The sequence below is a fragment of the Streptomyces yangpuensis genome (assembly GCF_001005295.1).
GTDB classification, from domain to species: Bacteria; Actinomycetota; Actinomycetes; order Streptomycetales; family Streptomycetaceae; genus Streptomyces; species Streptomyces yangpuensis.
Genome location: NZ_LBMK01000003.1, coordinates 824,419 through 836,380, shown reverse-complemented (window position 1 = coordinate 836,380; position 11,962 = coordinate 824,419). Strand labels below are relative to the sequence as shown.

Genomic DNA, 11,962 nt, shown 5'->3' with positions numbered 1-11,962 from the left:
AAGAGAGCGAAGTAGCAACATGAGTTTAGAAGTCCGGCCCGCCACGGCGGATCTGTGGGACGACGTCCGCAAGGTGCTCCAGCCGAAGCAGAGCGCGCACACGTGCTGGTGCATGGCGTGGCGGCTGAGCACCGGTGACTACGGGCGGATGACCGCGCAGGAGCGGGGCGAGCACCTGCGCAACCTCACCGAGAAGGCCGATCCGCCGCCCGGGGTGCTCGGGTTCCTGGACGGCGACGTGGCCGGCTGGTGCAACGTGGCCCCGCGCCGCCAGCTCGACCGGCTCACGTCCTCGAAGACGATCACCCCGGTGGACGACGTGCCCGTGTGGTCGGTGACCTGTTTCGTCGTGCGCAAGGAGTTCCGCGGCAAGGGGGTCGCCTCGGGTCTGCTGGAGGGGGCCGTCGAGCACGCGCGGGCGAACGGGGCGCCCGCCGTGGAGGGCTACCCGGTGGACCCCGAGGGCGGCCGGGTGAACCCGACCCTCGCCTATGTCGGGACGATGGACATGTTCGAGCGGGCCGGCTTCCGCCGGCTCCGGCGGACCGAGGCGAAGAGCGACAAGCGGCACCGTTGGATCATGCGTCGCGACCTGGTCTGACGGCCGGGCCGCCGGTACCCGGGGAAGGGGCTCCCGCCGTGCGGGGGCCCCTTCCTCGTGCGGGCGGGTTCCTCGTGGGGCGGGTCAGGGGGTGTGCGCGGCGGTGTCCCACAGCTGGGCGGGGCGTCCGCAGCGCAGGGCCTCCCACGCCGCGCGCCGGTAGCAGCCGGCCACCAGGCCGTCCCGTACCAGCCCGGAGGCGCCGTGCAGGTGCACCGCGTCACGTGTCACGTCGAGGGTGGTCTCCGCCGTGAGGGCGATGAGCCCGGCGGCCTCCCCCGCGGTGAGCCGGCCCTCGTCGAGATCGCGGGCGGCGTCGCCGACGGCCCAGCGCACCGCGTCGAGCCGGGCCAGGAGCCCGGCCACCCGCAGCCGGGGGCCCTGGTGCTTGACCAGGGCCTGGCCGAACTGCTGCCGGCCGCGGATCCGGGAGACGACGGCGGTCAGGGCGGCCGCGGTGATGCCGGCCAGCAGGGACGCCTGGTGGACGGCGGCACGCAGGCCGACGCGGGCGAGGGCCTGCTCGGCGGCGAGCCCGCGCAGCAGTACCGAACCGCCCGGGATCCGTGCCTCGTCGAAGACGGCTCCGGCGACCGCTCCCCCGCCGTGGTCGCGCAGCGGGCGTACGGTGACGCCCGGCGCGGGCAGGTCGACGCGGGCGACGCAGGGGCCGTCGGGACCGCTCGCCAGGACCAGCAGGGCGTCCGGCCCGACGCCGGCGGCGAACGGGCCGCCGGTGCCGGTGAGGACGACGCCGGCGCCGTCGCCGTCCGGTTTCCAGGCGATGCCGGGCGGTACGACGCCGCGCGGATCGGGCAGCCGGCCCGGGACGGCGAGCTGGAGCTCCCCGGCGCGCACCCGGTCCAGCAGGTCGTCGGTGCCCTCGGGGGCGAGGGGGCCGAGGGCGGAGAGCATGTCGAGCGCGAGGAGGGTGTCGGCGAGCGGGACGGGCTGCATCGCGTTGCCGGCCTCCTCGCAGACCATGGCGAGGACGGCCTGGCCGAGGTCGAGGCCCTCCTTCTCGATGGGGAGGGCGAACTCCCAGGCACCGACCTGGGTCAGTGCCTCCCAGGCGCCGGCGGGGGTGTCCCCGTCGACCTCCAGGCCCTGCCGCACGGTGAGCCGGAGCTGCCGGAAGAGCGAGTCCTCGTCCTCCCTCTCCCGCCACCGCTCGGGCGCCTCGCCGGCCGCCCCCTGCGTACCGCTCCCGTTGACCGCCTGGGTCGTCATGGCCGTACCTCCGCCCCTGAGTCGAGACGCAGCCGGGCCAGCGTCTCCAGCATCATTTCGGCGGTGCCGCCGGATATCCGCATCCCCGGGGCTTCACGCATCGCCGAATCGAGTGGGTGTGCCACCCCGTCGACCTCCGGGTCGTCGAGGGTCATGCTCGTGTCGCCGTCGAGTTCGGCGGCCCACCAGGCCACCTCCGCGGCGAGTTCGGTGGTGTACCACTTCGCGGCGGCGGCCTCGTCCTCGTTGAGCTCGCCCCGGTCGAGGCGGGTGAGGACGCGGCGGACCAGGGTGCCTGCCGCGAGCAGCCGGGCGTTCAGCTTGGCCAGGCCGATCTGGTCGTGCTGGCCGGCCTCCAGCCGGTCGGTGTGGGCCTCCAGCCGTTCGACGGCGGCCCGGTACCAGCGCAGCGCCTTGACGTAGTAGTCGAGGCCGGTGCGTTCGAAGGCCAGGGTCTTGACGACGATCGCCCAGCCCTGTCCGATCGTGCCGACGACGTCGTCGGCGGTGACGGCCACGCCGTCGAGGGCGACCTCGTGGAAGGCGTCGTCGCCGATGCCCGGGATCTGCCGGATCGTGACGCCTGGCTGGGCCAGGGGCACGAGGAAGAGGCTGAAGGCGTCGTCCTCGCCGCGGGCCAGGCACAGGCCGTAGTCCGCGAAGCGGGCGAAGAGCGAGTGGACCTTGGTGCCGTAGAGCTTGTAGCCGCCCTTGCCGTCGGAGACGGCGCGGGTGGAGAGGATGTTGAGGTCGGATCCGGCCTGCGGTTCGCTGAAGAGCACGCAGCCGAAGGAGGTGCCCGCGGCGAAGCCGGGCAGGTGGCGTGCCTTCATCTGCGGGCTCGCGACGTTGAGCAGGGTGGAGCCGACGATCTGCACGGTGAGGGTGTGCAGCAGGTCGGGGACGTCGTGCATGGCGAGTTCCTCGACCAGCACGGCGGCCGCGACCTGGCTGACGCCGCGGCCTCCGTACTCCTCGGGCCACTGGGGCGCGAGCAGGCCGTGCTCGCCCAGGGCCCGGTGGATGGGCCGGGGGTCGCGGGTGCGCCGGGCCTCGGCGACGGGGGCGGACACCAGGATGTCGTGGATGTCCTCGCGCAGGGCCCGCATGGGGGTGCGGGGCACGTCGGCCCCGCTCCGTACGAGCCCGCAGTCCGCGGGCGCGCGGTAGAACTCGGTGGTGAGCACGGGCAACTCCCTAGGCGGGTCTGGTGGGTCCGGGTGGGTCCGGTGGGGATCGGAGCGGGGGCCGGGGCGCGGACGGCCCCGGCCCCCGCTCAGTGCCGGGCGGTGACGAGCGGGGACCCGGGCGCGGCGACGGCCCGGTCCAGCACCTCCTCGATCCCGGTGAGCAGGCCGCGCACGTCCTCGGGCGTGGCCACGTGCCGGTTGTACTCGGCGGTGCCGCCGATCTCGCCGTCCCGCTCCACCAGGCCCACGCAGGCCAGGGCGGCGGCCGGGTCCGGGCTGTAGAGCTCCAGGTGGCGGGCGGGCGGGCCGGGCAGCTGGCCGACCTCGATGCCGGGCAGGTCCAGCGGTACCGCCGGGTAGTTGTGGAGGGCGAACAGGACGTTGTACGGCGGGGGTGTGCCGTCGCCGAACAGCACGTCCACGGGCAGCCGCTGGTGGGCCAGGGCGTCGGCCACCGCGGTGCGGGTGCGGTGCAGGAGTTCGCGGAAGGCCGGGCCGCCCGCGAGGTCGAGCCGGATCGGCACGACGGTGGTGTACTGCCCGACGGCTCCTTCGAGCGGTGCGGCGAACCGGCCGGCGGCCGGGGTACCGATCACCACGGAGGTGCGGCCGTCCCTGCGGGCGAGTACGACGGCGAGCGCGGCGAGCAGGGTCATGAAGGGGGTGGCCCCCTCGGCCGCGCCCAGTTCCAGGCCGGCGTCGACGGGACCGCGGGCGAGCCGTACGGGCAGGTGGCCGCGCTCGAAACCGCCGGGAGCCCGGGGTGCGGGCGGGTCGGCCGCAAACACGGCCCGGCGGCGGGCGAGTTCGGCGGTGCCGTCCGGTCCGGCGAGCCAGCGGTGCTGCCAGTCGGCGTAGTCGGGGAACTGGAGTCCGGGCGGGGTGAGGGTCTCGGGGCCCTCGCGGTAGCCGGCGGCGAGGTCGGCGAGGAAGACCCCGGAGGACCAGCCGTCGAAGACCGCGAGGTGGGAGGCGAGGATCAGGACGTGCTCGTCGGGGGCGGTCCGCAGCAGCCGGAACGCGCTGGTGCGGCCGCTCTCCAGGTCCAGGACGGTGGAGGCGCTCTCTGTGAGCTGCAGGGCGGTCCGCTCGGCCGTGGCCTGCGGGGTGAAGCCCGTCAGGTCGGCCCGGGTGAGCCGCAGGACCGGTTCCTCGTCCACGTGCAGCCGGGGCTGGTCGGAGGTGGAGCGGACCAGCCGGGTGCGCAGGGCCTCGTGCCGGCGCAGCACCCCGGTGAGGGCCCGGTCGAGCCGCCGCGGGTCGAGGGGGCCGGTCAGCCGGAGCGCGTGCGATCCGGTGGCGACGGCCGGGTGGGTGCGTTCCCGGCGCCACAGCCGGGTCTGCAGGGCGGTCGGGGGGACCGGCCCCGCGCCGGAGCGCGGGGCCGGGTGTGCGGGTACGGGCCGCCGGGCGGCCAGCATCAGGCGGGCGAGCTCGCGCTTGGCCTCGGGGAGCGCGGCGAGCGCCCCCTCCAGCCCGGCCGGACCGGCCATCAGGGTCCCTCCGGCTGCTGGAGGGAGCCGAGGAGGGCGGCGGCCTCTTCGTCGCTCATGTTCTCGATCTGCTCGAAGACCGCGAGCAGCCGGTCCTGTTCGCCGGCGGCCTCGGCCTTCGCGGTGCGGACGAGTTCGGCGAGGCCCGCGACGGTGGGACGGCCGAAGAAGTCGGCGAGGGCGATGTCGATGCCGAAGAGGGCCCGGACCCGGGAGACGACGATGGTGGCCTGCAGGGAGCTGCCGCCCAGGGCGAAGAAGTCGCCCTCCACGTCCGGGTTCTGCCATTCCAGGAGCGGGGTGAGGATGTCGCGGCAGATCTGTTCCTCGACGGCGTCGCGCGGCGGGGTCCCGCCCTGGGCCGACTGCTCGGTGGGCAGGGGCAGGGCGGCGGTGTCGACCTTGCCGTGCGGGGTCAGCGGCAGTTCGTCCAGGACGACGACGACCGGGACCATGTAGCCGGGGAGCCGGACGGCCGTGTAGGCGCGCAGGCCCTCGGCGTCGGCGACCTCGGAGGCGTAGGAGCCGACCTGCTCGACGGTGACGTAGGCGGCCAGCATCCGCTCGCCGCCCGCGGCGGGCTGGGCCACCACGACGGCCTGCTGCACGGAGGGGTGCCCGGTCAGGACTGCCTCGACCTCGCCGGGCTCGATGCGGTGGCCGCGGACCTTGAGCTGGCGGTCGGTGCGGCCGAGGAAGTCGAGGTTCCCGCCGGGCAGCCAGCGCACGAGGTCACCGGTGCGGTAGAGGCGGGCGGTCTCGGGGCCGTCGGCATACGGGTTGTCCGCGAAGCGTTCGGCGGTGAGGTCGGGGCGGCCCAGGTAGCCGCGGGCCACGCCGGGGCCGGCCACGCACAGTTCGCCGGGGACACCGGGCGGGACGGGGCGCAGCCGCTCGTCGAGGACGAAGGCCTGGTGGCCCGGCATGGGGCGGCCGATGGGCGGGTTGCGGTCGTAGCTGCCGGTGCAGTCCATCAGTGTCACGGCGACGGTGGCCTCGGTCGGGCCGTAGCCGTTGACGAAACGGCGCTCCCCCGCGGTCCATTCGGCGACGAGCCGGCCGGGGAAGGCCTCGCCGCCCACCGAGACCAGGCGGAGGTCCGGCAGGGCCGCCTGGTCGAGCAGCGGCAGGAGTGCGGGCGGGAGTTCGGCGACGGTCACCGCGTCCTCGCGCATCCGGGCCTGGAGCAGGGCGGGGTCGCGGCGTTCCTCGTCGGTGGCGATGACGAGCGAGCCGCCCGCGAGCAGGGTGGTGAAGATCTCGAAGACGGAGACGTCGAAGGTGAGGGGCGCGAACTGCAGGACCCGGTCCTCGGCCTTGATCTCGTAGGCCTTGGCGATGGTGCGGGAGAAGTGGGTGACCGAGCGGTGCTCGATCATGACCCCCTTCGGGGTTCCGCTGCTGCCGGAGGTGTAGAGCACGTAGGCCAGGTCGGCGGGGGTGGAGCTGAGGGCGAGGGAGGGGACCTCGCGGACGGGTGCCGCGGTCCCGGTGTTCACGAGTTCCAGCGGTACGGGCAGCTGCGCGCTCTCGTCGACGAGGGCGTGGCGGACCTTGGCGTCGGCCAGGACGGTGCGGGTCCGCTCGGCCGGGGCGGCCGGGTCGACCGGGATGTAGTGGGCGCCCGCCTTGAGGACGCCGAGGACGCCGGCGACGGCGGCCGGGCCGCGGGCCACGCACACGGCGACCGGGTCGCCGTGTCCGACGCCGCGGTCGCGCAGCCGGTGGGCGATGGCCTCGGACCAGCGGTCGAGCGCCGCGTAGTCCAGCCGCGTGGTGCCGTGCCGGACGGCGGTCGCGTCGGGGTGGATGGTGGCGCGCTCCCGGAAGGCGCGGTCGAGGGTGGTGGTCCAGGCGGCCTCGTCGACGGGGCCGCCGCGGGAGAGCTCGCGGGCGTGCCGGGAGGCGGCGGGCTCCTCGACCAGGCTGATGTCGCCGACCTTGAGGTCGGGGTTCTCGGCGACCTGTTCCAGGACCTGCCGGAAGGCGGTGAGGAGGGCACTGGCCGTGCCGTGCCGGTAGAGGGAGGTGTTGTATTCGAGGGAGAGTTCCAGGCCGTCGTTCTCGCCGACGAGGAAGCTCATGTCGAACTTGGCCGCGCCGTCGTGCAGTTGGTCCATCGTGAACTCGACGTCCGCGGCCTGCGCGCGGTGGGTGCCCCAGCGGCCGAGCGAGGTGAACTCGATCTGGAAGAGCGGGTGGCGCAGTGGGTCGCGGACCGGCCGGACGGCCTCCACTACCTGCTCGAAGGGCAGCTCGCTGCTGGTGAAGGAGTCCATCACGGAGGCGGCGGTGCGGGTGACGAGCTCGCGGAAGGTCAGCCCGTCGGTGACCTCGGTCCGCAGGGTGATCATCTGGACGAAGCAGCCGATGACCTGTTCCAGGTCGGGGTGCGGGCGGGAGGCGCTGGCCGTGCCGACGACGACGTCCTCGGTCCGGGTCCAGTGCCGCAGCAGGGCGTTGAAGGCGGCCAGCAGCGTGGTGAAGACGGTGGTGCTGCTGCCGTCGGCGAGTTCGGTGAGCCGGTCCAGCAGCTTCTGGTCGAGGGTCAGTTTCAGGCCGCGGCCGTCGCCCTTGGTCTCGGGGCCGCGCGGGTGGTCGGGCATGACCTCGGTGGCGACGGCGCCGGCGAGGATCTGGCGCCACTTGGCGGCGAGTGCCCGGCCGTGCTCGTCGTTCTCCAGCTTGGCCCGCTGCCAGGCCGCGAAGTCGGCGTACTCGACGGCGAGTCTCGGCGCCTCGGGGCGCCGGCCGGCGGCGGCCGCGGCGTAGCTGCTGGTCAGTTCCTCGGTGAAGATCCGGGTCGAGCCGGGGTCCCAGGCGATGTGGTGGACGACCCAGAGCAGGACGTGCCGGTCCGCGGCGAGGCGTACGAGCTGGGCGCGGACGGGCGGTGCGGCGGCCAGGTCGAAGGGGGCGGCGGCGGTGGCCGCGGTGAGCTCGGCGAGTTCGCGGTCGGCGTCCTCGCTGCCCGACAGGTCGGTGCTCTGGACGCCGAGCACGAAGGAGGGGACGGGCTCCTGCCAGGGGACGCCGTCGATCTCGACGAGTTTGCTGTGGAGCACCTGGTGGCGGGAGACGACGGCGTTGAGGGCCTCGTGCAGGGCGGCCCGGTCCAGGGGACCGCCGAGGGCTATGGAGAGGGCTATGTTGTTGCGGGCCTTGCCGGCGCCGAGCTTGTCGACGAACCACATCTGCTCCTGCTGGAAGGAGGAGCGGGAACGCGGTCCGTGGTCGGCGCGCTTGAGCTCGACGCGGCGGCCCACGCCGGCCGTCATCTGGTTGCGCATCCTGCCCAGCAGCCGGGAGCGCTGTCCCTGGGGCAGGCGGCCGAGCCGTTCGGCGAGATCAGACATGGTTTCCTCCGTTGCGGTGCAGGTCTGCGAGCAGGGCGGCGAGGCGGTCGGGCAGGTGCTTGGCGAAGTAGTGGCGGCCACCGGGGATCACGGCGAGCGACACGTCGGCGGCGTACCGGCCCCAGGCGCGGTAGCCGTCCTCGTAGCCCTCGGTGGCGTCGTCGGCGTCGCCGATGATGCAGGTGAGCGGGGTGGTCAGGGGTTGCTCGTAGCCGCCGGGGGTACGGGCGAAGAAGCGGGCGGCCTCGGTCATGTCGTGGCGGACCATCCGCAGGACGGCGGTGAGGTCGCGGTCGTCGAGGACGCCGTCGAAGCCGTCCATGGTGGTCAGGTAGGCGACGAGGTCGTCGTCGCCGGATACCCGCTCCATCTCCAGGGCGTACTCAGGGTCCTCCTCGGGGAGGGCGGCGGCGAGGTCCAGGGCGATCGGCCGCTGCCCCAGGCGTTCGAGGACGTGGGTGGTCTCCAGCGCGGTGACGACTCCGGCGCAGTGGCCGTAGACGGCGTACGGGCCCCGCACGGTGCGGGAGATCTCCTGGGCGGCGAGTTCCGCGAAGTCGGGGACGGGCAGCATCGGGCCGGGGCGCAGCGGGTCGTGTCCGGGCGGGGAGACGGCCAGGAGCTCGATGTGCGGCGGGAGCTGGGCCGCGAGGGGCTGGTAGGCGATGGCGTCGCCGCCGCCGTGCGGGAAGCAGACCAGGGTCAGGGCGGTGGTGCCGGCGGGGCGTTCGGGGGTGAGCCGGTGCAGCAGGCGGTGCGCCTGCGCCCCGCTGCCGCCGAGTTCGGCGCTGCGGGCGGCGAGGCCGACGGGGGTCGGGTTGCTGAAGAGGTCGACGACGCGCAGGGCGGCGGCCCCGCCGTCCGGCAGCGCGGCGGCGATGGCCCGGACGGCGCGCACGGCGGCGAAGGAGTCCCCGCCGAGGGCGAAGAAGTCGGCGTCGGGGGCCACTTCGGCCACGCCGAGGACCTCGGCCCAGACGGCGGCGATCCGCAGGGCGACGGGGTCGCCGCCCGCCGGTGCGACGGCGGCGGGCCGGTCCGGGGCCGGGGCGGCGGGGCGCGGCTCGGGCAGGGCGCCCCGGTCCACCTTGCCGTTGGGGCTCAGCGGCAGCCGTTCCAGCAGGACCAGTTCCGCGGGGACGCAGTGCGGGGGCAGGACCGCGCCGAGCGCGGTCCGCAGGGCGGCGGTGTCGAGGTCGGCGCCGTCCTCGGGGACGACGTAGCCGACGAGGCGGTCGGAGCCGGCGGCGGTCCGGCGGGCGGCGACGACGGCCTCGCGGACGCCGGGGCGGCCCTGCAGTGCGCTCTCCACCTCGCCCGGTTCGATGCGGAGCCCGTTGAGCTTGATCCGGAAGTCGGTGCGGCCGAGGAGTTCGATGGTGCCGTCCGTGCCGTAGCGGGCCAGGTCGCCGGTGCGGTAGAGGCGTTCGGTGCGGCCGGGCTCCAGCTCGACGTGGACGAACTTCTCCTCGGTGAGCTCGGGCCGGTTCAGGTAGCCGCGGGCCAGTCCGACGCCGCCGAGGTGGAGTTCGCCGGGTACGCCGACGGGGACGAGGCGGTCGTGCGGGTCGAGGATGTAGGTGTGCTGGTTGGCCATGGGGCGGCCGTACGGGAGCTTCGTCGACTGCGGGTCGACCCGGCCGACCCGGTGCTCCACGGAGTGGATGGATGCCTCGGTCGCCCCGCCGAGTGCCGCGAAGGACAGCTCCGGTGCGAAGGCGCGGATCCGGTCGGGCTGGGTGACGGGGATCCAGTCGCCGCCGAGGAACGCGGTGCGCAGCCTGGGCAGTCGCGGGCCGCCGGCGTGTTCGAGCTGGTCGACGAGGAGGCCGAGGAGGGCGGGGGCGGAGTTCCAGACGGTGACGCCGTGCCGTTCGACGAGGTCGGCCCAGTGGGCCGGGTCCTTGGCGGCGGCGGGGTCGGGCAGGACGAGTGTGCCGCCCGCGGCCAGGATCCCGAGGGTTTCGTAGACGCTCATGTCGAAGCTGGGCGAGGACAGGGCGAGGACGGAGTCCTGGGGGCCGATGCCGTAGGAGCGGTTGAGGTCGAGGAGGTTGTTGACGACGCCGCGGTGTTCCAGGGCGATGCCCTTGGGGGTGCCGGTGGAGCCCGAGGTGAAGATGACGTAGGCGAGGTCCCGGGCGGTGACGGGGACCTCGGGCCGGGTCGCGGGCAGCTCGGCGAGGGCGGCGCGGTCGGTGTCCAGGAGCACCCGGGCGGTGCCGGCGGGGACGGGCAGCCGGCCGACGAGTTCGGCGTCGGAGACGACGATGGGCGGCGCGGCGTCCTTCAGCAGCAGCGCGAGGCGTTCGGCGGGGTAGTCCGGGTCGAGGGGTACGTAGGCCCCGCCCGCCTTGAGGACGGCGAGGATCGCGGTGACCAGGCCGGGGCCGCGGCGCAGGCACAGGGCCACGGTCCGGTCGGGGCCGGCCCCGGCCTCGACGAGCCGGTGCGCGAGCCGGTTGGCGCGCTCCTCCAGCTCCCGGTAGGTGACGCTCCAGCCGCCGAGTCCGCCGAGGACCACGGCGGGGGCGTCGGGGCGGCGGTCGGCGTGCTGTTCGAAGAGGTGGTGCAGGCAGGCGTCCTGGGGGAAGGGGGCGCGGGTGGCGTTCCAGTCGTCCAGGGCGGCGCGCCGCTCGGCGTCGGTGAGCAGCGGCAGCGCGGACAGCGGGGTGTCGGGGCGGTCGACGGCGCCTTCGAGGGTGGTGAGGAAGTGGCCGAGGAGCCGGTCCACGGTCGAGGCGTCGAACAGGTCGGGGGGGTATTCCACGAGGGCGCGGACCGCGGTTCCGGTGTCGTGGACGCTGATCATGAGGTCGTACTTGGTGGCGTGCGAGGAGAAGTCGATGGGCTCGGTGGCCAGGCCCGCGAGACCGGGCGCCGTGTCCGGGGTCTCGTCGAGGAGGAACATCACGGAGGTGAGCGGCGGCCGGCTCGGGTCCCGGGGCAGGCCGAGCGTGTCGACGATGAGGTCGAAGGGCAGTTCCTGGTGCGCGTACGCCTGGAGGGTGGTGTGCCGGGTGGCGCGGACCAGTTCGGCGAAGCCGGGGTCGCCGCCGGTTCTGATGCGCAGCGGCAGGGTGTTGACGAAGAAGCCGATGAGTTCGCTGAACGCCGGGTGGTCGCGGCCGGAGACGGAGGTGCCGACGACGATGTCCTCCTGGCCGGTCCAGCGGCGCAGGGTGGCGGCGAAGCCGGCCAGCATCGTCATGTAGAGGGTGGCGCCCTCGGCCTTGCCGAACTCCCTGAGCCGGGCGATGAGCCGGGGCGGCAGGTCAATGTAGCGGGAGGCTCCGGCGTGCCCGAAGACGGGGGGCCGGGGCCGGTCGGTGGGCAGGTCCACGGGGGCGGCTCCGCCGAGCTCCTCCCGCCAGAAGGAGGTGAGCCCGTCCAGCCGGTCGCCGCTCACGCGGCGGCGCTGCCAGGTCGCGAAGTCGGCGTACTGGAGGGCGAGCGGGGCGTTCGGCTCGGCGGGGGCACCGGTGCGGGCGGCGTAGGCGCGCTCCAGTTCGGTGTAGAGGATCCGCATCGACCAGCCGTCGGTGACGATGTGGTGGAGGTTGAGGACGAGGACGTGGTCCTCGGCGCCGAGGCGGCCGAGCCGGGCCCGCAGCGGGACGGCGCCGGCCAGGTCGAAGGGGGCGCCCGCGTCCGCGTCGTAGAACGGCCGGACGGATTCCTCGTCGGGCAGTTCGGTCAGCGGCAGGGGCAGCCGGAAGCCGTCCACCACCCGGGGCAGGGCCTCGGTGGCGCTCTCCTGGTAGGTGTAGACGGTGCGCAGGACCTCGTGGCGGTCGACGATGTCCTGGAGCGCCGCGTGCAGGGCGGGGACGTCGAGCGGGCCGCGGATGCGGGTGGCCACCGGCACGTTGTAGGCGGGGCTGCCGGGCTGGAGCTGGTCGATGAACCACAGCCGGCGCTGTGCGAAGGAGAGCACCGGCGGGTCCGCGGGGTCACGGGGTGCCGGCTCGGGGTCCTCCCGTACGGCGGCGCGCCCGCCGGTGCGGCCCGTCAGGGCCTGGAACAGTGCCCTGCGGGACTTCGGCAGTGCGGCTATGCGTTCGGCGAGGGACTCGCTCACCTTGAGCCTCC

General features: G+C 74.6%; 6 protein-coding genes. 1 reads left to right on the top strand and 5 read right to left on the bottom strand.

Annotated features, from left to right (window positions below; translation table 11 throughout):
• Positions 1 to 19: 19 nt before the first annotated feature.
• The gene (locus AAT21_RS19015) at positions 20 to 601 is read left to right on the top strand and encodes a GNAT family N-acetyltransferase (RefSeq protein WP_046778006.1); all 582 of its coding nucleotides are present in this window, start codon (positions 20 to 22) and stop codon (positions 599 to 601) included.
• Between the two features lie 84 nt (positions 602 to 685).
• On the opposite strand, the gene AAT21_RS19010 is transcribed toward AAT21_RS19015, so the two are convergent.
• The 5 genes from AAT21_RS19010 to AAT21_RS18990 all read right to left on the bottom strand — a co-directional run bounded on the left by AAT21_RS19010 (position 686) and on the right by AAT21_RS18990 (position 11,951).
• Positions 686 to 1,831 carry an acyl-CoA dehydrogenase family protein gene (locus tag AAT21_RS19010; RefSeq protein WP_046778005.1) on the bottom strand — a complete coding sequence of 382 codons (1,146 nt, stop codon included), beginning with the start codon at positions 1,829 to 1,831 and terminating at the stop codon, positions 686 to 688.
• Positions 1,828 to 3,018: an acyl-CoA dehydrogenase family protein gene (locus tag AAT21_RS19005; protein ID WP_052757875.1), complete on the bottom strand. Its 1,191-nt coding sequence runs from the start codon at positions 3,016 to 3,018 to the stop codon at positions 1,828 to 1,830. Before AAT21_RS19005 ends, AAT21_RS19010 begins: the two co-directional genes overlap by 4 nt.
• A gap of 89 nt (positions 3,019 to 3,107) precedes the next feature.
• Positions 3,108 to 4,514: a condensation domain-containing protein gene (locus AAT21_RS19000; RefSeq protein WP_046778004.1), complete on the bottom strand. Its 1,407-nt coding sequence runs from the start codon at positions 4,512 to 4,514 to the stop codon at positions 3,108 to 3,110.
• Positions 4,514 to 7,870 (bottom strand): non-ribosomal peptide synthetase, encoded by a 3,357-nt coding sequence (locus AAT21_RS18995; protein WP_052757874.1) that lies wholly within the window; start codon positions 7,868 to 7,870, stop codon positions 4,514 to 4,516. The genes AAT21_RS19000 and AAT21_RS18995 overlap by 1 nt, the downstream gene beginning before the upstream one ends.
• Positions 7,863 to 11,951: a non-ribosomal peptide synthetase gene (locus AAT21_RS18990; protein ID WP_052757873.1), complete on the bottom strand. Its 4,089-nt coding sequence runs from the start codon at positions 11,949 to 11,951 to the stop codon at positions 7,863 to 7,865. The genes AAT21_RS18995 and AAT21_RS18990 overlap by 8 nt, the downstream gene beginning before the upstream one ends.
• Between the last annotated feature and the right edge of the window lie 11 nt (positions 11,952 to 11,962).